Below are 22,503 nucleotides of genomic sequence, written 5' to 3'. Positions count from 1 at the left end.
ATGAACACGACCCCCACCAAGTACATCTTCGTCACCGGCGGCGTGGTGTCGTCGCTGGGCAAGGGGATCGCCGCGGCCAGCATCGGACGGCTGCTGGTGGCGCGCGGCCTTCGCGTGACCATCCAGAAGTTCGATCCATACATCAACGTGGATCCGGGCACCCTGTCCCCGTTTCAGCACGGCGAGGTGTTCGTCACCGACGACGGCGCGGAAACGGACCTGGACCTGGGGCACTACGAGCGCTTCGTGGGCGAGTCGCTGTCCGTGGCGAATTCCATCACCACGGGCCGCATCTACCAGGAAGTCATTCAGAAGGAGCGCCGCGGCGAGTACCTGGGCGCCACGGTGCAGGTGATTCCGCACATCACCGACGCCATCAAGACGGCCATCCGCCGCCTGGCGCCCAACCACGACGTCGTCATCACGGAAATCGGCGGCACGGTGGGCGACATCGAATCGCTTCCGTTCCTGGAAGCGATCCGCCAGTACCGGCAGGAGGTGGGTCGCGAGCACACGCTGTTCATCCACCTTACGCTCATTCCGTACATCGCCGCGGCGGGCGAACTCAAGACCAAGCCCACGCAGCACTCGGTGCGCGAGTTGATGGAGATCGGCATTCAGCCCGACATCCTCATCTGCCGCAGCGAGCACCCCATTCCGCCGGAGATGCGCCGCAAGATCGCCCTGTTCACCAACGTGGACGTGGCGAGCGTGATCGAGGCGCGCGACGTGGACAGCATCTACGAGGTGCCGCTGGACTACCGCCGCCAGCGGCTGGACGAGCAGGTGTGCGCCAAGCTGGGCTTGCAGAACACGCCCAAGCCGGACCTGGCTTCGTGGGAGCAGCTGGTGGAGCGGGTGAAGCGGCCGCGCAACGGAACCGTCCGCATCGCCGTCGTCGGCAAATACGTGGCGCTGGTGGACAGCTACAAGAGCGTGCAGGAGTCGCTGTACCACGGCGGCATCGCCAACGACGTCAAGGTGCAGATCGACTGGCTGTCGTCGGAAGACTTTGAGAACGGCCAGTCCGCCGAGAAGCTGTCGCAGTACCACGGCCTGCTCATCCCCGGCGGATTCGGGGTGCGCGGGGTGGAAGGGATGCTGGCCGCCATCGGCTGGGCGCGCGAGAACGGGCTGCCCTTCTTTGGCATCTGCCTGGGCCTGCAGACGGCCATCATCGAGTTCAGCCGCAGCGTGTGCGGGCTGGAGCACGCGCACTCGGCGGAGTGGGAGCGCGACACCAGCGATCCGGTGATCTGCCTGATGGACAGCCAGCGGCAGGTGACGGACCTGGGCGGCACGCAGCGGCTGGGCGCGTATACGGCCCGCCTCGTTCCCGGATCGCGCTCGGCGCAGATCTACGGCGGCAGCGAAATCAGCGAGCGCCACCGCCACCGCTACGAGGTCAACAACGCCTACCGCCCGCAGCTGCAGGAGGCGGGGATGCTGATCAGCGGCACGTCGCCGGACGGGAACTTGGTGGAGATGATCGAGCTGCCGGACCATCCGTGGTTCGTGGCCACGCAGGCGCACCCGGAGCTCAAGTCGCGCCCGGACCAGCCGCACCCGCTCTTTGCCTCGTTCGTGGAAGCGGCGATGGCGCGCCGCAACGGCGCGGAGCAGACGACGATCGATCTCCGCGCGCAGGCCGCTTCGGAGCCTGCGGCCGAGGTGAACGCGTGAACGGCAAGTGCGTGAGTGCGGTGTGCGTGAGTGCGGGGGTGATCGCGTGAGCGATACGCTTTCCGCCACGCGCGCGGTCGATCGGCTGTTTCAGCCGGACGGCGGCTTCTTTCTGATCGCGGGTCCGTGCGTCGTTGAATCGGACGAGCTGAACCTGCGGATCGGCGAGGCGCTGGCCCGGCTTTCGGACGACCTCAAGCTGCCGATCATCTACAAGGCCTCGTTCGACAAGGCCAACCGCTCGTCCCCCGGTTCGCCGCGCGGGCCGGGCGTGCACGAAGGGCTGCGCAAGCTGCAGCGCGTGCAGGAAGCCACCGGGCTGCCGCTGATCACCGACGTCCACCTGCCAGAGCACTGCGCGGCGGCCGCGGAGATCGTGGACGTGCTGCAGATTCCCGCGTTCCTCTGCCGCCAGACGGACCTGCTGGTGGCCGCGGGCGCGACGGGAAAGCCGGTCAACGTCAAGAAGGGGCAGTGGATGGCGCCGCACGAAATGCGCGGCGCCGTCGCCAAGGTGCGCGGCGCGGGGTCGCCCGCCGTCGCCACGACGGAGCGCGGGACGTTCTTCGGCTACGGGAATCTCGTCGTCGACATGCGCTCGTTCGCGCTGATGCGCGAGGCGTGCGACGCGCCGGCCATCTTTGACGGCACGCACTCGGTGCAGCGCCCGGGAGAGGGCGGGGGAATCAGCGGCGGCGAGCCGCGCTTCATCCCCTCGCTCGTCCGCGCGGCGGTGGTGGCCGGGGCGGATGCGCTCTTTCTGGAGACGCACCCGGAGCCGGCCAAGGGGCTGTCGGACACCACCAACATGCTGCCGCTGGACCGCCTGCGGCCGCTGGTGGAGGAAGTGCTGGCCCTGCGCGCCGCGATGGGAATGGAGGCGCCCCGTGTCTGATTCCGTGCAGCCGATTCCGGCGGAAGTGGCGCGCCGCATCCGCATCGTCATCCTGGACGTCGATGGCGTGATGACGGACGGCGGCGTCTACCTGGGCGCCACGGAGAGCGGCGAGCCGGTGGAACTGAAGCGCTTCGACATCCAGGACGGTCTGGGGATCCGCCTGCTCAAGGAGGCGGGGATCATCGTCTCCATCGTCACCGGGCGCGAATCGCACGCGGTGCGCCTGCGCGGGGCCGAGCTGGATCTGGATGAGGTGCATCAGGACAAGAAGGCCGCCAAGCTGCGCATCGTCACGGAGATGCTGGAGCGCAACGGAATGGACTGGACGGAAGCCGCCTTCGTGGGCGACGACCTGCCGGACCTGCCCATCCTGCGCCGGGTGGGGCTCCCGGCCGTCGTGGGCAACGCCACGCCGGACGCGCGGGCCTGCGCATCGTGGCGGGCGACGAAGGAGGGCGGGCGCGGCGCCGTGCGCGAGTTCGCCGAGGCGCTGCTGACCGCGCGCGGCGAGTGGGCGGAGCGGGTAGAGGCGTACGTGAGCGACCGCGAGGCCGGGCTGTGACTTCGCTGGCGGAGGCCGTCCGCGGCACCGGCGCGCTGGGCGTGGACGAGGCGCTGGAGCGCGCCCGTGGCGTCATCCGTACGGAGGCGCAGGCCGTCTCCGCGCTGGAATCGCGCATCGGGGACGACTTCGCCGGCGCCATGGAGGCCATCCTTTCCGCCACCGGCCGCGTAATCGTCTCCGGCGTCGGCAAGAGCGGGATCATCGGCCGCAAGATCGCGGCGATGCTCACCAGCACGGGCACGCCGGCCAGCTTTCTCCATCCCGTGGAAGCCCTGCACGGGGACCTGGGGATCGTGGGCGCGGGCGACGTCGCCATCCTGCTGAGCAAGAGCGGCGAAAGCGAAGAGCTGCGCGGGCTGATGGAGTTCCTCACCCGGCTGAACGTGAGGACCATCGCCCTCACCGGCCGGCCGGAGAGCGGGCTGGCCCGCTACGCGGAGTTCGTGCTGGACTGCTCCGTGGCGGAAGAGGCGTGCCCGCATGACCTTACGCCCACGTCGTCCACCACGGCGGCGCTGGTGATGGGCGACGCGCTGGCCGTGGCGCTCCTCCTTCGCCGCGGGTTCGGGCGCGACGATTTCGCCCGTGTGCACCCGGGCGGCGCGCTGGGACGACGGCTTCTGCTGCGCGTGCAGGACGTGATGGCGACGGGGGATCTGCCCGTCCTCGCCGCGGACGCCACGATGCGGCAGGCCATCGTCCCCCTCGCCGAGCGGCGCGGGACCGTCGCCGTGGTGGACGCGGAGGGGCGGCTGGAGGGCGTGCTGACCTCGGGCGACCTGACCCGGCTGATGGAGCGGGAGGAACACTTCTTCTCCATCGCCGTATCCCAAGTCATGACTCGCACTCCGCGCACCGCCGAACCCGACCAGCTCGCCGCCGCAGCCGTGGGCGTGATGGAGCGGTTCGGCGTGATGGCGCTTCCCGTCGTTGATGGCGACGGGCGGCTGCGCGGAATGGTGCACCTTCACGACCTGATGCGGGCGGGGGCGGTTTGAGGGAAATTCGCACGATCCGGTTCGTCACCTGTGTGCTGGCGCTGATTCCCGTTCTGGCCGCGTGCGGCCCGGACGGCCCCGCCGCGCCCGCCGTCCCGGCGGCGGACGTGGACGGCACGCAGCGCACGTACGGGCTGAACCTGAAGCTGAGCGACGCCGGCATCCTGAAGGCGGACCTGTTCGGCGACACCGCGTACCAGCGGCCCAATACGCGGGTGACCGAACTGCGCGGGGTAAAGCTTACCTTCTACGACAAGGAAGGTAAGAATCCCGGCAAGCTGACGTCCAAGACGGGCGAATACGACGAATCGACGCAGGTGATGATCGCCCGCGGCAACGTGGTGCTCGTCACCCGCAATCCCAAGGGGGAAACGCGCACCATCCGCAGCGAGGAACTGCACTACGACCAGCGCGGCGACCGGGTGTGGAGCGAGCGCGAAACCATCGTCGAAGAAGCCGGACGCGTGTTTACCAGCCAGGGCTTCAACTCCGACACCCGCTTTACCAACGTGCAGGGCAGGGGCGGCAAGGCCAGCGGCGTGCAGGTGAACGCCGGGGCGGGAAGCTTCTGATGCGGCGCATTCTTTCCGCCCTCGCACTCCTGGCCGCGGCCGCGCTTCCCGTTTGCGCGCAGGCGCAGAACGTGTGCAGCCTGGTCTACCAGCAGGGCAACTGGACCAGCACCGGCGCCGAGGGCCAGCGCGTGCTGAACGCGGGCGGCCCGCTGCTGGTGCGGTGCGCCAACGGCGAAGAACTGCGCGCCGACAGCGCGGTGATCTTCGAGGCCATCAACGAGACGCACATGTTCGGCCGGGTGGACTACCAGGACCCGGGCCGCTCGCTGACTTCGGACTACGCCACCTACAACGGCACCAGCGGCCGGCTGTACGCCACGGGCAACGTCGTCTTTACCGACAAGGCGCGCGGATCGACGCTGCGCGGGCCCAACCTGGAGTACTTCCGCGCCGCCGCGGGGCGTCCGGAGGCGCAGGCCATCGCCACCGAGCGGCCGCACCTGACGGTGGTGCCCCGCAGCGGCGCCGGGCGCGACCCCATGGAGGTGGACGGCGACCGCATCACCACCGTGGGCGAAAAGTTCGTCACGGCGGAGGGCAACGTCGTCATCACCGGCAAGACGCTGAACGCCCGGGCGCAGGAAGCCTACTACGACGCCACGGCCGAGCGCATGGAGCTTCGCCGCGACGCGTGGGCCAAGGGCGAGCAGTACGAACTGACGGGCGACTTCATCGAGACGCGGCTGGCGCAGGGCGCGCTGCAGCAGGTGCTGAGCCGGGGCAACGCGCGGCTGGTGCAGGAGCGCATGCGCATTACCGGGCCGCAGCTGCAGCTGTACTTTCAGCGCGATTCGCTGCAGCGGCTCGTCTCCGGCCGCACGCCGACATCGTCGGGGCGCTCGGTGGCGCTGGCGCGCGGGTTCCGCATGGAGGCCGACTCGCTGGAGGCGCTGACGCCCGGCCAGCGGCTGCGGCAGGTGCGCGCCATCGGCACGGCCAACGGGCAGGCGTGGGATACGCTCAAAGTCGTGGGTCCCGGCCCGGCGGACGCGGTGGGCGCGGCCGACACGGTGGCGGGGCTGGCGCTGGGCGAGCGCGACCTGCTCTTCGCCGATACGATCATCGGATTCTTTCGCGACTCGGCCACGGCGGGGCGCGACTCCGCCCCGGCCGGACAGCGGCCGGCGGGCCGGGACACGACGCAGAACGCGGAACTGGAACGGATGCTGGCGATGGGGAGCGCGAGGTCGCTGTACCGCATGCAGCCGGGGCGGGACAGCACGGGGCAGGTGCAGCGCAGGGCGGATGGAAAGCTGCCCATCAACTACCTGATCGGCGACACCATCGACCTGGCGTTCGCCGGGGGCGAGGTGGACGTGGCCACCGTGCGCGGCCTGAAGCGCGGCGTGTACCTGGACCCCGCGCCGGAACGCGCGGACAGCGCCGGGCGCGACTCCGCCGCCGTGGCTCGCGGCGCCACCGAGGGTGACAGCGCGGCCGCCGGCCGTCCCGCCGCGCCCGCGCGCACGCCCGCGCCGGCCGTGAGCCCCGCGCAGCCGGCGCAGCGTCCGGCTCCCCGCGTCCTGGGCGCGCCCGCGACGCCCGCGGGCACGTCTCCCGTACGGCGGCCCGCGACCGGGGTGAAACCGTGACGGGCTTCGACCGGCTGGTGCAGGACACCGGCGCCGCGGACCTTTCCACGCTGATCGCCGTCCGCGCGCTGGTGGACCACGTCAACGACGGCGGAATGATCGAGCGCGCCGCGTGGCTCACCGGCGTGCACGAGGAGTATCGCCGCTGGTACGCGGGGCAGCCCGGCGGGGCGGGGCATCCGGAGAACTTTCCCGCGTCGGAAACCATGCGCTACCTGGACGAGCACATCGTCCGTGCGCTGGTGGAACGCGGCATTCTGGAGCCGCCGCCGCCGGGAGACGACACGCCGGAGTTGGACGCGGATTCCGTCCGCTGGGCCGCCGTGCGCCTGACGCCTCGCGCCGCGGGCGAAGTCGCGGACGACCAGGCCGGCGTTCTCGCCCGGCTGGACGCGCGCATCGGCCAGATCCTCAGCCCCGCGTCTTCGTCGCAATCGACGATGACAGCCGCGTCGACCGGAACGCCGTCGACCGCATTTCTGCCGACCGGAACGACAGCGGCCGCGGCGATGAGCGGATCGATCCCCTCATCGAACGACGCGGCTCCGGATACTTCGCCGATCGCGCCGTCATGGCCGGTGGCGGATGCGGATCAGCCGGTTGCCGCCACGATGGATGCGCAGCCGGAGAGAGCGGCCGCGGCCGAGCCCACGTTCAGCCGCGAACCCATGCTGGTGCCGGGCGGCGCCACGCTGACGGCCACGGGGCTGGTAAAGGTCTACCGCAAGCGCCGCGTGGTGAACGAGGTGGACCTGCATGTGGCGCAGGGCGAAATCGTGGGGCTGCTGGGGCCCAACGGCGCGGGCAAGACCACCAGCTTCTACATGATGGTGGGCCTCATCCGCCCCGACAAAGGCAAGGTGTTCGTGGGCCAGCGCGAGCTTACCCGCGTGCCCATGTACAAGCGCGCCCGGGCCGGCATCGGCTACCTGGCGCAGGAGCCGTCCATCTTCCGCAAGCTGACCGTGGAAGACAACGTGATGGCCATCCTGCAGACCATGAAGATCCCGCGCGCCGAACGGAAGAAGCGGCTGGAGCAGCTGCTGGACGAGCTCTCCATCAAGCACGTGCGAAAGAGCCGCGCGTACGCCCTGTCCGGCGGCGAGCGGCGGCGGCTGGAGATTACCCGCGCGCTGGTGGGAAACCCCAAGTTCATGCTGCTGGACGAGCCGTTCGCCGGCGTGGACCCCATCGCCGTGCACGACATTCAGCAGATCGTGAGCGATCTGCGCCGCCGCGGCATCGGCGTCCTCATCAGCGACCACAACGTGGAGCAGACGCTGGACATCGTGGACCGCGCCTACATCATGTACGACGGGCGCGTGCGGGTGTCGGGAACGGTGTCGGAGCTGGTGTGGAACGAGGAAGTTTCGGAGCTGTACCTGGGCCCCACGCTCGCGGCCCGCATGCGCGAGCGCTACCCCAATCCCGCGCTGAGCCGCGCGCCGGAGCCGCTGCCGGTGCAGCTGGACGCGGCGTGGGACGACGGCGGGGACCCGGTGGATGACGGACCGGCGGTGCCGGAGATGGATGGAATGCCCGGGGTGAGGCCGCAGACGGCGCATCCGGGGCTGGACGAGGAATACGCGACGGGGCCGGCTGCCCGGGACGCGGCGCGGGAAACGGACGCAGGGGTGCCCGCGGGCGCCGCCGCGGCCGCACACGATGACCACGGGCCGCACTCGGCGGCGCCGCACGATGGGCCGGATCCGCAGACGGCCGGGCCCCGCTCCGCGCATGATGAGCGCTGGCCCGGGAACTCGCAGGGCGGCACGCGGAATCCACAACAGGACGAAGCGGTATGAAGACGGGTCTTTACCAGGGAACGACGCTCAAGCAGGAAATGAAGATCAATCCTCGCCTGTACCAGGCGATGGATCTGCTCTACATGCCCCTGCTGGACCTGCAGCAGCACCTGAAGCAGGAGCTGCTCAACAACCCCTTCCTGGACCTCGTGGAGCCGGACGCCGAGGAAGAGGTGAAGCAGGAAAAGGAGGAAAAGGAAAAGACCGAGGACGACGAGATCGACTGGGAGGAAATCCTCCTGAACGGTTTTGAGACCGGCGGCCGCCGCGAAGAGTACGAGGAGCGCGAGTACTACGAGCCCGTGTCGGTGGACACCAAGGACCTTGGCGACCACCTGCACGACCAGCTCACGCTGCTGCGCCTGTCCGAGCGCGAGCTGCTGCTGGGCGAGGAGATCATCGGCAACATCAGCGATGAAGGCTACCTGGTCTGCAACCTGGAAGAGATCCTCACCACGCTGAACGACTTCGTGCGGCTGAACGAGGAGTTCGACGGGGTGCGGCCCTACGCCATGGACGAGGTGGAGCAGATGCTTCGCACCATCCAGGCGTTCGACCCGGCCGGCATCGCCGCGCGCGACCTGCGCGAGTGCATCCTGCTGCAGCTTCGCGACAGCGCGCTGCAGGAGCTGATCAGCGAAACGGGCGAAACGGAGCCGGAGCCGGCCGAGGTGGACCGCCGCCTGGCCGACAGCCTGGCGTACCGCATCGTGCGCGACTACTTCGACCAGCTGATCAACCACCGCTGGAGCGAGATCAGCAAGGAGCTGTCGATCACCCCGCGCGACGTGCAGGACGCGGCGGACGAGGTGGCCAAGCTGGATCCCAAGCCGGGGCTCAAGTACTCGTCCGGGGGCGACAACTACATCATCCCCGACCTGATCGTGGAAAAGATCGAGGGCGAGTACCTGGTGTTCCTGAACGACACCAGCCTGCCGCGCCTCAAGCTGTCGCGCGCGTACCGCGACATCGCCAAGGACAAGAAGAAGTTCGTCGGCGAAAACAAGGAGTTCATCAGCAACAAGCTGAACTCGGCCAACTGGATGATCCAGGCGATCGAGCAGCGCCGGCAGACCATGCTGAAGGTGATGAACTTCATCGTGGACCGTCAGCGCGACTTCTTTGACAAGGGCGTGCAGTACCTGAAGCCGCTGACCCTGCGCGAGGTGGCCGAGGTCATCGACATGCACGAATCCACCGTGTCGCGCGTGACGAACGAAAAGTTCGTGCAGACGCCGCGCGGCGTGTTCCCCCTCAAGTTCTTCTTCTCGTCGGGCCTGAGCACCACGAGCGGCGAGGACGTGAGCGCGCGCGGCATCAAGGCGCAGATCGAGAAGCTGGTGTCGGACGAGGATCCCGCGCACCCGCTTACGGACCAGGCCATCGTCAACATCCTCAAGGACGACGGCATCCAGATCGCGCGGCGCACGGTGGCCAAGTACCGCGACCAGCTGGGCGTGCTGTCGGCGCGCATGCGCAAGCGCGTGTGAGCCCGGACCAGACCGTGCTCCAGTCCACACCCGTGAGCCCCGCCGTCACCGGCGGGGCTCTGCGCCTTCCCGTCATTCCCGACGCGCTCCGCACGGACTTCGCCGTCCTGATCCCCGCCTTTGACGAGGTGGACAACATCCCCGCGCTCTTTCACGAGCTGCGCGAGATGTTTCACCGCCACGGCCTGGGCGGCGAGATCATTCTGGTGGATGACGGGTCGAAGGACGGGACGTACGAGGCCGCCCTGCGCGAAAGCGCGGGGATGGCGCGCGTAAAGATCCTTCGCCACCGCCGCAACCAGGGCAAGACCGAGGCGATGGTGACCGGCGCGCACGCGGCGGAAAGCGAGTACGTGGTCTTGTTCGACGCGGACCTGCAGCATTCGCCGGACGAGATTCCGCGGTTTCTTGAGAAGCTGGCCGAGGGCTGGGACATCGTCACCGGCCGCAAGGTGGGCAACTACGAAAAGCGCGGCGTGTCGTCCGTGTACAACCGCCTGTCGCAGACGCTGTTCGCCGTGCCGGTGCGCGACCTGAACAGCATGAAGGCGTTCCGCACGGAGATCCTGCGGGAGATCCCTCTGCGCCACGACTGGCACCGCTTTTTTGTGGTGCTGGCGCACGCGCGCGGGTACACGGTGTCGGAAATCGACATCGAGCTGTATCCGCGGCGCGCCGGCGTCGCCAAGTACTCCGGCCGCAGCCGCGTCCTGGTGGGCGTGGGCGACCTGGTGGTCGTGTGGTTTTACCTGAAGTTCAGCGAAAAGCCCATGCAGTTTTTTGGCGGGGGCGGGCTGCTGCTCATCCTCGCCGGGCTGCTGGTGGGCCTGCTGACGGTGGTTCTGCGCATCGGCGAGTGGATGCCGCCGTTCGGCTTCCGCCCGCTGCTTACGCTGGTGGTGCTGCTGGAGACGGTGGGCGTGGTGCTGTTCGGCTTCGGCTTCATGGCCGAGCTGATCGCCACCCTGCGCGCGGAGCTGGACGACCTGCGGCGGCAGGGCAGGGGCGTGTAGCCCAGGCATCGTCGTCCGTGTGTTGGCCCGTTCGTCCAATGAAGAACGCCCGCTACCGAGTTTCCGGTGGCGGGCGTTTTCTCGTCACGTGGATCGGAGACAATCCATGCCTGCGCCGGCTGCCTGCTGGAGCAACTGAAGTTGCCGCACCAGCGGCGGAAAGCCTCACAGTACTGCTGTGAGGCTTCACCTGCAAAAGCACAGATCCCGGCTCGACTTTCGACGATCCGTATCAGATACCGACGCTCCTGGACGCCTCCGCCAGAGCGGCCACGCACGCCTGCCGCACCTCCCACGCCCTGCCGAGTTCCAGACCACGCGCGAGGGTCCAATCCCAGAGGAAGCGCTGGTAGACCACGAGCTTGTACGCGCCGATCTGATCCGGGCTTATCGGCGCCTCATGAAGGAAGACCCGGTTCTCCACGGACACGCCGGGAGTGAGCAGAAGCCGCTCGCCGCCGTAGCGCAGATGGCAGTCGGCGTCCAGCACCGCCGTCATCCCGAAGCGCCGCAGAACATCGTCCGCGGCCGGGGTGTTGGCCTCGTTCATCTCGTAGACGCCCAGCATCAGTTCCACCGGCACGCCGTGCTCGGCGGCCAAGCGGGCGACGAGTGCGTGGGCGGCGGCGCGCGTCCCCTGTCCATCCAGCACGCGCTCCTCCCAGTCCTCCCGCTCCGTTCCGTCCACAAAGGGCAGGGTGGATACGTGACGCGCGGCGCGGTGGAAGTCCGCGATGTCCAGGTCGAGAAAGAGATGCGCGGTGGGGCTGCTCTCCGAGAGATTGAACTGGGGAAGTGCGCGGAAGTCCATGGTTCAGCGGTCCATTGCTGATGGTTGCAGTCGACGGGGAGCCGGTCGAGCCGGATCCACATGATGCGCGGCGGCGGGCGGAACGGAAAGAGCCGCGGACCCGTAGGTCCGCGGCTCTCGTTCATCTTCCGCGTGGGCGGACTACACCAGCGGGTTGCCGGGATCCTGCTCGTCGGCGCCGCGGGCACGCACCCCGTTGCCGATGTCCTCGCCCCGGCTCACGCGGCCGTCGTTGTCCTGAACGCCGTCCGCCGGCTTGGCGCGAATGCCGCTGCCGATGTCCTCGCCCGGCGTGACGCGGTCCGCGCCGCCGCCGGTACCGGCCTGGCGCTCACCGCGCTCCACGGGGTTGCCGGTCAGGTCGGCCATGCCCTCGCGCGCCGACATGTCGTCGCGGTCGTGCATCTGCTCGCCCTGGCTGCTGGCCGGCCGCTCGCCGGTGACGTCGGTCTGGCCGATGCGGTTGGCGTACGCGGAGGCGTTCTCGATGTCCTCCAGGCGGCCGGGCTGCATGTTCAGGCGGTCCTGCGCGGCGACTTCCGGGTGTCCGTCCACGTTGGTGCGGTCGTTGTTTTCCATCATGCGCTCCTGTCGGGAGTTGCGGGCCTGCTCGTCACCGGCCGCGGCGCCCTCCGCGGGCGCTCGTCGGGCGCGGTGGAGTGCAAGGCACGTTCCGGCACGGCATGACGCAGAAATCAGCGCCGACCTCGCGCTTCCACTCGTGGGCATGCGCGGTAAACTGCGGGGGCGCTGCGCGCGAGGTCGCGGAGGTCGCGGGGGACGGAGCAGGGCAGAGGGCGGCTCGGGTCTCGAGCAGCAGAGGGGCGCCGGGGTTCCCTTGAAGAGGGATGAGAGGGTTGATCGGCTGATGCGTCGCCGTGCGTTTTGATGGATGTTGTACGCAAGCCGTTGTGTTAGATTGAGATCCGTCACTCGCCCGCTCCCCGCAGTCCGGACCGGCATCCATGCGTCGACTCCTGCTCGCCATCACGCTCGCGGTTCCACTGCTGGCCTCGCCCGCGGCGTCACAGTCCGCCGCGCGGCGCATCAGCGTCTCGTTCCGCGAGGCCGAGGCGCACGACGTCGTTCGCGCGTTCGCCGAGTTCAGCGGCAACTCGGTGATCGTGGGATCGGGCGTGACGGGAAGGATTACGGCGGAGGTGCGCAACCAGCCGTGGGATACGGCCATGCGCACGCTGCTGCGCGCGTACGGCTACGACGTGCGCGAGATCGCCCCGGGCATGCTGCGCGTGGACCCCGCCGCGCAGATCGCCGCCTCCGAAGCCGTGGCGCCACTGGTGAGCCGCGCCATCCGCATCCGCTACATCCCCGCGGCGGACGTCGCGCGCGTCGTAACGCCCATGCTCAGCGATCGCGGCGCCGTGATGGCGAGCGAGGCGGCCAACGCCGTCGTCATCACCGATACGGAAGACGTCATCGCCCGCGTCATTGAACTGATCGGCCACGGCTGATCCGGCGGGGGCGATGAGCGGCGGCTGTCAGCGGGCACGGCTCTCGCGCGTTACACCGGCGACGTACACACGATCGTTTTCCCCATCCAGAGACCCATGATCCATCGCGCATCGCTGTTCCTGATCGCTTGTTCGCTGGCGGCCTGCACGCCCGCCATGCAGCCCGGCACCGGCGCTGAACCCGGCACCGCCGCCGAGCCGGGCGTGGTTCCCGCGGCCACCCAGTCGTCGCTGGACCAGGCTCGCGCCCGCTGGCGCGCCGCCAACATCACCAGCTACCGCGTTCACGTGGAGCGCTCCTGCTTCTGCCGCGGCCGCGAGCCGGTGGACATCGAAGTGCGCAACGGCGTGGTCACGTCGGTAAAGGTGACGGAAACCGGCGCCGACGCCCCCCGCGAGGAGTGGGATTGGCGGCCATCCATCGACGCCATGTTCACGCAGCTCGGCAGTGCACTGCGCGAAGGCACGCCGGCGCAGGCCACGTTTGACGCCACGCACGGGTATCCCACGACGGCCATCATCGGCACGCTGGCCAACGACGCGGGCACGCAGTACAGCTACAGCGGCCTCACCGTCCTGCGCTGACGGTCCTCCACGGAATGCAGAGAGCCCCGGACCTCGCATGGAGGTCCGGGGCTCTTTCCGTCATGGGCGGATGAGGGGCGGTTCAGCTCTTTTCCACCATCTGGGAAAGCGTAACCACTTCCTTGATGTGCAGCTTGCGCTCGCCGCGCGGCAGCTGGATGCTGACCTTGTCGCCCTTCTGCTTGCCCATCAGCTGCTGTCCCAGCGCCGAGGCCATGGAAATCTGCCCGCTGTCCAGGTTGTCCTTGTCGATGAAATCGCCAAAGGCCAGCGTGTAGGTTTCCTCTTCCTTGGTGCGCATGTCCACCACGCGCACGCGCGACCCGAAGCCCACGCGGTCGACCGGAATCTGCGACAGGTCGATCTTGGACAGTTCGCCGGCGCGCTGCGTGAGGTGATTGAGGCGGGCCGAGATGAACTGCTGGCGCTCGAGGGCGCTCTTGTACTCCGAGTTTTCGCGAAGGTCGCCGTGCTCCACGGCCTTCTTGATCGCCTCGGGGATGATCACCTGCAGCTCGTGCGTCAGGCGCTCGATTTCTTCGCCGAGCTTGTTCTTGAGGTCGTCCAGCATGTCCGTTCCAGTCCTCGTCCGTTCTGATTCAGGCAAACCACGAATGTAACCGGACCGTCGCGGAACGCGCCATGGGTAGGCGATTCGGGCGGCGGTAAAGAAGGCGGTTGATGCGGCTCCCCCGCGGGACAGCCGGATTCCGCCGCAACGGAGCCAGGGCGTCCCCGCCGCCCGGAATCGCCATCCTGAGGCCCGCTGAGACTATGTTCCTCACCGGACGCCCCCGCCCGCAGGCGTCATCCTGAGGCCCGCTGAGATACGTTCCTCACCGGACGCCCCCGCCCGCAGGCGTCATCCTGAGGCCCGCTGAGACTACGTTCCTCACCGAACGCCCCCGCCCGCAGGCGTCATCCTGAGGCCCAAGCGCACCCGGCTCGCACATGCGCCGGTCGTCGCGGGCCGAAGGATCTGCTCTTCGCCACGCCTGACTCCGGGCGCGGCAGCGGCACGGAGCGCCGCGAGGGAACGGCCGGTCGCGTGCGTCACGCGACGTTGGCTCGGCGCAGGCCAGATCCTTCGGTCGCGCATGCTTCGGCGCGCCGGAAAGCACGGCGCATGCTCCCTCAGGATGACATGGTGTGGCGGGGGATCACGCGATGCGCAGATCGCATGGTGCCGCATCAAGTCACGGCGCATCATTGTGCCGCATCAGATCACGACAGCGGTCAGACGCGCCCCACACCATGTCATCCTGAGGCCCGAGCGCGCAGGACCGGCCCATGCGCCAACCCTCGCGGGCCGAAGGATCTACTCTTCGCCACGCTTGACTCCGGGCGGCAGCGGCACGGAGCGCCGCGAGGGAACGGCGGGTCGCGTGCGTCACGCGACGTTGGCTCGGCGCAGACCAGATCCTTCGGTCGCCCATGATCCGGCCCATCGGAGAGCCCGGCGCGCGCTCCCTCAGGATGACGCCTTTCAGGCAAAGTACGGGAAAGGCGCGTGCGGAAGCATCAGCGCGGAGTCGTCGGTCGGATGCGTCCGACGCCACGGAGCTTCGCCGCGGAGCCTCGCCGTGCAGCCCCGCCGTCCGGCCTCCCCGCGAGGCCCTCCGTGCGGTTACAGGGCAGGGGGGACGGGCACCTCTTCCGTCGCGCCGCCATCCACCGGGCGCAGGGTGGCGCGGGCCAGCAGCAGCGCCGCGCCTCCGCCGATCAGTTCCGCGGCGATGGTCCACAGCCGCGCCGCGAGCGAAAGCACCGCGCCCACGCCATCCGGCAGGTACGGCCGCAGAAACAGCGTCATCGACGCCTCGCGCAGCCCGCCGCCGCCCGGCAGCGGCGACCAGTATCCCGCAAAGAACGACAGCGCGTTCACCCCCGCCATCTGCGGCAGCAGCGACCAGGGCACCGGCGCCAGCGCCGCCACGAACAGGTGGTACGCCACCCCGTAGAACGCCCAGTTCGCCACCGCCAGCAGCAGCAGCCCCACGCCCTGCATCCACGTGCCGTTCCACCGGATCACGTCGCGCCCCAGCAGCTTGGGGATGGCCGTCAGCACGCGGTTCAGCAGGCCGGGGTGCACCGAAACCAGCGCCGCCACCGTCGCCGCCACCCCCGTCCACCGCGGATCGATCCCGCGGAACACGCCGCCCGTGAGCGTCCACGATGCCACGACGATCGACGCCATCAGCGTGATCCCCGTGTGCACCAGCATGGAGGTCAGCAGCACCGCGCCGGAAAGCCCCGCCGCACGGCTCAGCTGCGCCACCGCCACGAACTGAAAGACCTTGCCCGGTACGTACCGGGCAAGGTTGGAAAGAAACCAGATGCGCTGCAGCGACCCGTGCGGAACCGGCGGATGGTCGAAGTGGCGCAGCACGCGGCTCCACACCAGCACCCCGAACGCCAGCACCAGCACGTGCAGCCCCACGCTGGCGGCCAGCAGCCCCGGCGAGACGCGCCAGTCAAAGCGGCGCATCTCCGCCCAGTGCGAGGTGATGGTGTGAACCAGGTACCATCCCGTCGCCGCGATCAGCAGCGCGCCGACCGTCCGGCGCACCGCCTGCTTTCGCGTCATGCGGGCCCGGTCGCGGCGTCGTCCATCACCGTCACCGGCGTGCGGCGCCGGCGCAGCGTCGTCGCCAGATAGTACACGCCGTACAGCGCCAGCAGGGCAAAGCACGCCAGGGTGATGCGGAAGCCCGTGTACAGCCTGGCCGGGCGGAACACGAACTCCACCGTCGCGCTGCCCTGGGGCACCACCACGCCGCGGAAGGTGTGGTTGGCGATGCGCACCGGCTCCGGGCGCCCGTTCACCGTGGCGTGCCAGTCCGCGTACCAGTTGTCCGCCAGCACCATCATCGCCGGGCGGCTGCTGGTGGTCTGCACGACGACGCGGTCCGGCTCATACGTGGTCACGCGCGCCGTCCCCTGCAGCGGCGTGGTGGCCAGCGCCGGGGCGCCGCCCTCCACCACCACCTGCGTGCGCGGGTCCCACGACGGGTTCTTCATGGCGTCGATGGACTTGCCCGGTGCGCTGGTCACCACCTGCTGCGCCAGGTACGCGCGGGGCAGGGCGGACAGGTTCTCGTACACCAGCGCGTTCTGCCCGCGGTACGCCTCGCGCAGCATGGGATCGTTGAACTCCACCGAGGCCACCAGGTAGCGCGCGTTGGCGGCCGCCAGAAAGCGCGGGTCGCGGAACAGGTTGTGGAAGTCCACGTACGTCCGCTCGCCCGGCCCCGCGAACTCGTTGTAGCGCTGCAGCTGGTTGCCGTGCTCGCCGCCGATCTGGTCGATGCCGAACGACATGGGGTAGTCCGCCGCCTGCGGCCACGCGCTCTGCCCGGGGATGGGAAAGACGCGGAACGGCCCTTCGCGCTCCTTCTGCGTGCGGAAGAACGCGGCGATCTCATCCTCCGCGTACATCGATTCCGGCCCGTCCACCGTCTGCATGAACTTCTTGCCCATCACCCACAGGTCCGCCACGGTGATCAGCGACAGCAGCGCCATCACCACGATGGTGTTGATGGACCGCGCCCACCACGCCAGCAGCGCGCCGCCCGTCAGCGCGGCGAAGAACGCGAAGCGCATCCACCCCTGCGACGGGGTCAGCGAGCTCGTGCCTTCCGCCATGGCCGCCGATCCCGCGCCGAACGTCATCGCCGCCAGCACCGCGATCCCCACCACCGCGCCGATGGCGATCAGCAGACGATTGTCCTTCGTCTCCGTCCCGATCCGCCGCGCGGCCCGCTCGGCACGCTCCTCCGCCAGCCGCTCCAGCGTCACCGCCGCCATGCTGATGAGCGAAAATGCGAGGACGTAGTACGCCAGGTCCGGCGCGCGGAACCGCTTGAGCCCGGGGAGAACGTTGTAGTACAGGTAATACAGCGGCGTATTGCCGCCCAGCGACAGCGTCAGCGCGAACAGCCCCAGCCCCGCGAAGAAGAGCCAGTACCGGTTGCGCCGCGCATACACGATCCCCGCCGCGAACAGCAGCAGCACCAGCGCGCCCACGTACTCCGTGTGCAGGCGGAACGCGTTCTCGCCGCGGTAGACGGGAAGGATGTACTCGCCCGCCGGGTTCTGCACGTTGGCGCCCACCTGCTCCGGCGCCGCCAGCCCCGCCACCGCGCGCAGCGGCATGGAGAACGACGTCGAGTACTCGTAGCCGCGCCCGCCGCTCATGCCGCGCGGCGACTGGCCCACGTACTCCTGGAAGGGAAGAAAGTCCACCGAGGCCGCCACGAAGCCGAACGCCACCGCGGCGATCCCCATCCCCACCGTCTTCGCCAGGCGCGGCCGGTCGCGGTGCACGCCCAGGTGGATGAGAAGGAACAGCGCCCACAGCGCGGCGCCCAGCAGCAGGTACCACGCGTTCTGGATCTGGAACGAGAGCAGCGCGCACGACACCGTCAGCGCGGCCGCAACGAACGGCGCCACGCGGCCCGTGCGGATGCCGCGGTGCAGGCAGAAGAAGAGCATGGGCGCCAGCGACGCGACGATGATGCGCCCGTCGTGCCCCGCGTACACCCACGAGGTCAGGATGCCGGTCCACTGAAAGGCGAACCCCACCACGAACGCCACCCACGGGCGGCACTTCATCTCCCGCCCCAGCAGGTACATTCCCCATCCCGCCAGGCCGAACTGCACCCAGAAGAGGAGGGGAAGCAGCATGCGCACGGGGGCGATCAGCTCCGACAGGTACAGCACCGGGTAATAGGTGCTTCCCGGGTTGGCGAAGTGCGGCACGCCGCCGTACACCTGCGGCACCCAGCCGGGCAGGTGGCCCGACGACATGCTCCGCTCCACGAACTCGTAGAAGAAGTAGCCGGCGTTCAGGTAGTCGGTGCCGTAGATGTGGCGCCCCGGCAGCATGGCCGGAAGAAAGTAGATGAGCGCCAGCGCGAAGTACGCCCCGGCCGCGATCGCGGCGCCCGGCGCCGGTTCATGGTCGGCGACGGTGGCCGCCAGCGACGACGGGCGGCGGGGCGGGGGAGCGGTCTTGGTCATGGCCGTGCGGAGGGGGAAGGGGGCGCGGTGCGCCCCTCGGCGATGCGGTGCAGAAACGCAAGGTGGTCCGCCGCCACGGCGGCCCAGCGAAAGCGTTCCGCCGACACGCGGGCGGAACGGGACAGTCGGGCGCGCTCGGCGCGGTCGTCCAGCAGGCGCGCGGTCGCTTCGGCGAGCGCGGCGGCGTCCCCGGCGGGAACGGTCAATCCCCCGCGGGGCGCATCCACCACTTCGGGAAGGGAGCCCGCGGCGGCGGCCACCAGGGGCACGCCCGCCGCCATCGCCTCCGCCGCCACCATGCCGAAGCCCTCAAAGCGCGACGGCATCAGCTGCACGGCGGCTCCGGCGAACAGCGCCTGCCGCTCCTGCTCGGAGACGGCGCCCAGCATGCGGATGTTGCCGTCGATCCCCAGCGCGCGCGACATCGCCGCCACGCGCTCGGCGTCCTTGCCGCGCCCGGCGATGCGCAGCTCCAGCCCGGGGCGCTCGCGCGCGAGGAGGGCAACGGCCTCCAGCAGCGTATCGAGCCCCTTCTGGAATACGTCCAGCCGGCCGAAGTACAGCAGGTACTCCTCCGGCGCGCGCGGCAGGGTGAACAGCTCGTCGGGGACGCCGGCGTACACCATGTCGATGGGTACGCCGGGCGCCAGCGCGCGCAGCAGGTCGCGCGTGGCCAGCGAGGTGGCGGAAAGCCGGGCCGCGCGGCGGATCATCATCCGCTCCAGCCGGCCGATGGCGGGCGCCAGCACCGGGCCCCAGCGCGCGCGCGCCGTGGGCCCGCTCACGTGGTGCACGGTGATCCCCGCCGGACGGTCCGTCGGCACGAACACCGGGGTGTAGGTGCTGAAGTCGAACACCGCCGCGTCGTACGCCGCGCTCCGCAGCAGGGCGTTGGCGGCGCGCGCGTACGTCAGGCGGCTGTACGCGTACGGGCCGGGGGCGCCCAGGCGGACGTAGCGCACGCCGCCGATCGTCTCATCCCGCGCGCCGGGGTAGTTGCCGGTGGCCACGGTGACGTCCACGCGGTCCGCCAGGTGCCGGTACAGCTCCAGCACGCGCACCGCGCCGCCGCCGGCCACCCAGGGGTTCGCGGGATCGTCGTAGATGATGTGCAGAACGCGCAGCACGTCAGCGTACCCGGGCCAGGCGAACGTCGTCCAGCAGCAGGCCGTACCCGTCCGCGCCGGCGTTGTCAAAGCGCAGCCGCGCCTTCTGGGCCCGCCGCACCACGATGCGGTGAACGGAATACCCGAACCGGTCGCCGCTTTCCAGCGTGATGGACCGGCGGAACACGGAGCCGAGCGTAACCACCACGGTGTTGCGGTCGCCGCGCTGCGAGCCGGCCACGCGGAACGTCAGCTCATAAACGCCGGGCTGCAGCGCGAACTCGTCACGGCTCGCCAGCACGCCGGGCTTGAAGGTCACGCCGTCAGGCCGGTCGCCGTCCAGGTCCACGTACAGCCCGTTCCCCGGGATGAAGTCCCACTCCGAGCGGGCGCCGATCAGGTCCACCGTCCCGCCTTCCACCACCCAGTTGGAGAACCCCGCGTACATCAGCGCCGGTCTTCCCCCGTTCTCCCCGTCGAACGCGTCTTCCAGCATCACCGGGTCGCGCGCGGCGCACCCGGCGAACGCGCCCGCGGCGAGCGCGAGCACGGCGGCGAGCGGAAGGGACCGGCGGAGAAGGGAAGACATTCGCACCTTGGAGCGCGTGAGCAGAAGCGGGGAAAGATACCGGGCCGAGCGAGGATGCAGCAAGCTGCTGCGGGCCGCGTGTACGCGGTGGACGCCGGATGCGGAGCGGGGGAGCGCCCGCCCGGACGCTCCCCCGCTGGTGTGCCGCTCCATCGCGGGCTACCAGCCTGCCACCCACGTGCCGCTGAAACTGGTGTTCGACCCGGCGGCCGTCCAGGTGACGAGCCCGCCCCGCAGGCTGCCGTCCTCGTGGGCGCCCTGGTAGTGGGCGCGCATTCCCCGCGACGTGCCGCTGGGGTCCACGCGCAGGAACGCGGCGCTGTCCGGGGTGAACTTGCGGACGGAGATCACGGCCACCGAACCCTGCGTCCACACCGCGTCGTACTGGCCGTTCTCGTTCAGCGTCCAGGTGGCGCACAGCCGCGCCGTGTTGGTTTCGCACGACTGGATGGAAGGCGGAACCACCCACACGACCGCGCTGAACGTGTCGTCGCCCACCCGCGCCGAGATGACGGCGCCGCCCAGCTTCTTGGCGGTCACCACGCCGGAACCGTTCACCTTGGCCACGCTCGGGTCGGCGGACTTCCACCTGACGCCACCGGCGGCGACCGCCGTTCCGGCCGCGTCCACCAGGCGCAGGGTGCGCGAGCCCCCGGGCGCGACCGCCACCACGTCGGCGTTGAGCCCCGCGGGCCGGGGACCGGTTTCGGTCGGCGTGTCGGCGCTGGCGCAGGCGGCAAGGACCACGAACGCCACGGCATGGACGGCCAGCGGCGCGCAGGAACGCATCTTCATCAATCGCAACGCTTCGGTGCGGATTCCGCGTGTGAGAATGGGCGTGCGCCGCCGAACGCGGCGGCACCCGGGCGCGTGTCAGCCGCGCTTGCGGTCGATGGTCACCAGCACGCTGAACGAGCCCAGCGCCTTGCGGGCCAGGATGGAGTACTTGAGCGCTTCCAGGTCGCCGCGATAGTACCGCGCGCGGACGGTGTAGCGCGACGCGTCCGCCACACCGCCGATGATGGCGGCCCATTGCGCGGGCGTCATCAGCCGCTCGTTCCCCACGTCCTGGCGCGGGTAGCGGTCGGAGGGCACGCTGAACACCACGGAGCGGCACACGCGAAGCTGCTCGCGAACCAGCCCGTGAATCTGCTCGTCGCTGAAGTGCTCCATCAGCCCCTGCGAAAGGGACACGCCGAACGACTGGTCGGCGAACGGCAGGCGGAACGCGTCCGCGCCCACCACGCGCGTGCGCGGGCCGAAGCGCTCCAGGTTGGGGAGCGCGGCTTTCATGATGCGCGCGTCGTTGTCCACCGTCACCGTGTGCGGCACCCAGCGCGAGATCAGCGCGGACTGCGCGCCGCTCCCCACGCCCACCTCCAGCGCGGAACCCGCCGCGCGGCGCACCGTTTCGCGGATCAGGTCCCAGTGGATCAGGTTGCGCTTCGCAAAGGTGGGCCAGGAGATCTGGTCTACCCGGAAGTTGTTCCAGTCGGCGGGTTGTACCACGAAAGGGCGTTCAGTCGATGGTGAGGTGCGCGCAGCCGATCCCGTTGTCGCGCAGGGAGCTGCGTGGATCGTCCGCGGCGGCCGGCGGCGTCGGTGCGCGCCCGGCCGGTGCGGATTCGGGGAATCTACTTCGGATCGTGCGATGGGGGAAAGGCGGCGAGCGTTCCGCGTGGTGCCCATCGAGCGGTCGGCGGATGGCCATCCACCCAACATCCCGCCGAACACGCCACCGTTGTCACGCGTGCGAGTGAACGCGCATATTCGGCGGGACTCCTGATCTCACCTGATCCCCGCCATGCCCATGCTCCACACAAGCGCTTTCTCCAGGCTGCCGGTTCGCGCCGCGCTGATGCTGTCGCTCGTGGCGGCATGCGCTTCGTGGCGAGAGCTGCCGCCCGTGCCCCCCGCGCGGATGACGGTCTGCGAAGAAAACACCGCCCGCATCTGCGGCACCTTCAGGTGGACGGGCAGCGAGTACGCGGCGTCGTGGGCGGACGGCGCGACGGCCCGCGTCCGCGTGGCGAAATTCACCTCGCACGAGATCGAGCTGCGGCGCGAGGATTCAGGCCAGAACAGCGACTTCACGGCCCAGTACTCAGGCACGGTGCGCGGACGCACCGCTGGCGGCTTCGTCGTCTGGACGCAGAACGACCGCTCGTGGGAGGGCACGTGGACGGCGGAATGGTGAGCGGGGCAGGGGATGGTGGATCACGGATAGCGGATCGGTGGATCGAGTGATCGAGGATTTCCTGAATGATCGCTCGTCGCCGGGCTGGGAGGCCCCTCCCCC

Annotated in this window: 21 protein-coding genes and 1 pseudogene; 12 read left to right on the top strand and 10 right to left on the bottom strand. The window is 69.7% G+C overall.

What is annotated here, in order from left to right:
* From HNQ61_RS22355 to HNQ61_RS22315, 9 genes and pseudogenes are all read left to right on the top strand, one after another.
* The gene (locus tag HNQ61_RS22355; RefSeq protein ID WP_170037086.1) at nucleotides 1–1,683 is read left to right on the top strand and encodes a CTP synthase; all 1,683 of its coding nucleotides are present in this window, start codon (nucleotides 1–3) and stop codon (nucleotides 1,681–1,683) included.
* A 46-nt stretch (nucleotides 1,684–1,729) separates the two neighbouring features.
* Nucleotides 1,730–2,578 (top strand): 3-deoxy-8-phosphooctulonate synthase, encoded by an 849-nt coding sequence (kdsA, locus tag HNQ61_RS22350; protein WP_338088145.1) that lies wholly within the window; start codon nucleotides 1,730–1,732, stop codon nucleotides 2,576–2,578.
* Complete coding sequence (locus HNQ61_RS22345) at nucleotides 2,571–3,143, top strand: HAD hydrolase family protein (RefSeq protein WP_170037081.1); 573 nt, start codon at nucleotides 2,571–2,573, stop codon at nucleotides 3,141–3,143. The genes kdsA and HNQ61_RS22345 overlap by 8 nt, the downstream gene beginning before the upstream one ends.
* Nucleotides 3,140–4,144 (top strand): KpsF/GutQ family sugar-phosphate isomerase, encoded by a 1,005-nt coding sequence (locus HNQ61_RS22340; protein WP_205761879.1) that lies wholly within the window; start codon nucleotides 3,140–3,142, stop codon nucleotides 4,142–4,144. Before HNQ61_RS22345 ends, HNQ61_RS22340 begins: the two co-directional genes overlap by 4 nt.
* Complete coding sequence (lptC, locus tag HNQ61_RS22335; protein ID WP_170037078.1) at nucleotides 4,141–4,716, top strand: LPS export ABC transporter periplasmic protein LptC; 576 nt, start codon at nucleotides 4,141–4,143, stop codon at nucleotides 4,714–4,716. The genes HNQ61_RS22340 and lptC overlap by 4 nt, the downstream gene beginning before the upstream one ends.
* On the top strand, nucleotides 4,716–6,311 hold the full coding sequence (locus tag HNQ61_RS22330) for an LptA/OstA family protein (protein ID WP_170037076.1): 1,596 nt from the start codon (nucleotides 4,716–4,718) through the stop codon (nucleotides 6,309–6,311). Before lptC ends, HNQ61_RS22330 begins: the two co-directional genes overlap by 1 nt.
* Before the next feature lie 668 nt (nucleotides 6,312–6,979).
* Nucleotides 6,980–7,699: pseudogene (gene lptB / locus HNQ61_RS29910) on the top strand (LPS export ABC transporter ATP-binding protein); the annotation flags it as partial.
* 413 nt (nucleotides 7,700–8,112) lie between these two features.
* A complete protein-coding gene (gene rpoN / locus HNQ61_RS22320) occupies nucleotides 8,113–9,606 on the top strand; it encodes an RNA polymerase factor sigma-54 (RefSeq protein ID WP_170037074.1) in 1,494 nt (497 codons plus the stop codon).
* A 14-nt stretch (nucleotides 9,607–9,620) separates the two neighbouring features.
* Complete coding sequence (locus HNQ61_RS22315) at nucleotides 9,621–10,619, top strand: glycosyltransferase (RefSeq protein ID WP_170037072.1); 999 nt, start codon at nucleotides 9,621–9,623, stop codon at nucleotides 10,617–10,619.
* Nucleotides 10,620–10,851: 232 nt separating this feature from the next.
* Here HNQ61_RS22315 and HNQ61_RS22310 read toward each other — a convergent pair whose 3' ends face one another.
* Nucleotides 10,852–11,430, bottom strand: a complete 579-nt coding sequence (locus HNQ61_RS22310) for a hypothetical protein (RefSeq protein WP_170037069.1) — start codon at nucleotides 11,428–11,430, stop codon at nucleotides 10,852–10,854.
* Between the two features lie 141 nt (nucleotides 11,431–11,571).
* Nucleotides 11,572–12,009: a hypothetical protein gene (locus HNQ61_RS22305; protein ID WP_170037066.1), complete on the bottom strand. Its 438-nt coding sequence runs from the start codon at nucleotides 12,007–12,009 to the stop codon at nucleotides 11,572–11,574.
* Nucleotides 12,010–12,395: 386 nt separating this feature from the next.
* On the opposite strand from HNQ61_RS22305, the gene HNQ61_RS22300 reads away from it, so the two are divergent.
* Both HNQ61_RS22300 and HNQ61_RS22295 read left to right on the top strand, forming a co-directional pair.
* Nucleotides 12,396–12,902, top strand: a complete 507-nt coding sequence (locus HNQ61_RS22300; protein WP_170037063.1) for a secretin N-terminal domain-containing protein — start codon at nucleotides 12,396–12,398, stop codon at nucleotides 12,900–12,902.
* Nucleotides 12,903–12,998: 96 nt separating this feature from the next.
* Nucleotides 12,999–13,487: a DUF6174 domain-containing protein gene (locus HNQ61_RS22295; protein ID WP_170037060.1), complete on the top strand. Its 489-nt coding sequence runs from the start codon at nucleotides 12,999–13,001 to the stop codon at nucleotides 13,485–13,487.
* Between the two features lie 82 nt (nucleotides 13,488–13,569).
* Here the strand turns inward: HNQ61_RS22295 and HNQ61_RS22290 are convergent, their stop codons facing one another.
* The 8 genes from HNQ61_RS22290 to HNQ61_RS22255 all read right to left on the bottom strand — a co-directional run bounded on the left by HNQ61_RS22290 (nucleotide 13,570) and on the right by HNQ61_RS22255 (nucleotide 21,915).
* On the bottom strand, nucleotides 13,570–14,058 hold the full coding sequence (locus HNQ61_RS22290) for a GreA/GreB family elongation factor (protein WP_170037057.1): 489 nt from the start codon (nucleotides 14,056–14,058) through the stop codon (nucleotides 13,570–13,572).
* A 1,056-nt stretch (nucleotides 14,059–15,114) separates the two neighbouring features.
* The gene (locus tag HNQ61_RS22285; protein WP_170037054.1) at nucleotides 15,115–16,074 is read right to left on the bottom strand and encodes a lysylphosphatidylglycerol synthase domain-containing protein; all 960 of its coding nucleotides are present in this window, start codon (nucleotides 16,072–16,074) and stop codon (nucleotides 15,115–15,117) included.
* On the bottom strand, nucleotides 16,071–18,509 hold the full coding sequence (locus HNQ61_RS22280; protein WP_170037042.1) for a YfhO family protein: 2,439 nt from the start codon (nucleotides 18,507–18,509) through the stop codon (nucleotides 16,071–16,073). Before HNQ61_RS22280 ends, HNQ61_RS22285 begins: the two co-directional genes overlap by 4 nt.
* Nucleotides 18,506–19,636 carry a glycosyltransferase gene (locus HNQ61_RS22275; protein WP_170037040.1) on the bottom strand — a complete coding sequence of 377 codons (1,131 nt, stop codon included), beginning with the start codon at nucleotides 19,634–19,636 and terminating at the stop codon, nucleotides 18,506–18,508. Before HNQ61_RS22275 ends, HNQ61_RS22280 begins: the two co-directional genes overlap by 4 nt.
* Before the next feature lies 1 nt (nucleotide 19,637).
* Complete coding sequence (locus HNQ61_RS22270; RefSeq protein ID WP_170037037.1) at nucleotides 19,638–20,204, bottom strand: hypothetical protein; 567 nt, start codon at nucleotides 20,202–20,204, stop codon at nucleotides 19,638–19,640.
* A gap of 159 nt (nucleotides 20,205–20,363) precedes the next feature.
* On the bottom strand, nucleotides 20,364–20,999 hold the full coding sequence (locus tag HNQ61_RS22265) for an Ig-like domain-containing protein (RefSeq protein WP_170037034.1): 636 nt from the start codon (nucleotides 20,997–20,999) through the stop codon (nucleotides 20,364–20,366).
* 78 nt (nucleotides 21,000–21,077) lie between these two features.
* Nucleotides 21,078–21,713, bottom strand: a complete 636-nt coding sequence (locus HNQ61_RS22260) for a methyltransferase domain-containing protein (RefSeq protein WP_170037032.1) — start codon at nucleotides 21,711–21,713, stop codon at nucleotides 21,078–21,080.
* A gap of 10 nt (nucleotides 21,714–21,723) precedes the next feature.
* Nucleotides 21,724–21,915, bottom strand: a complete 192-nt coding sequence (locus HNQ61_RS22255) for a hypothetical protein (protein WP_170037029.1) — start codon at nucleotides 21,913–21,915, stop codon at nucleotides 21,724–21,726.
* A gap of 99 nt (nucleotides 21,916–22,014) precedes the next feature.
* Here HNQ61_RS22255 and HNQ61_RS22250 point away from each other — a divergent pair, with 99 nt between their 5' ends.
* Nucleotides 22,015–22,401 carry a hypothetical protein gene (locus HNQ61_RS22250; protein WP_170037026.1) on the top strand — a complete coding sequence of 129 codons (387 nt, stop codon included), beginning with the start codon at nucleotides 22,015–22,017 and terminating at the stop codon, nucleotides 22,399–22,401.
* Nucleotides 22,402–22,503 lie beyond the last annotated feature (102 nt).

It is taken from the genome of Longimicrobium terrae (assembly GCF_014202995.1).
Lineage (GTDB): Bacteria > Gemmatimonadota > Gemmatimonadetes > Longimicrobiales > Longimicrobiaceae > Longimicrobium > Longimicrobium terrae.
This window is presented reverse-complemented; position numbering and strand designations above follow the sequence as displayed.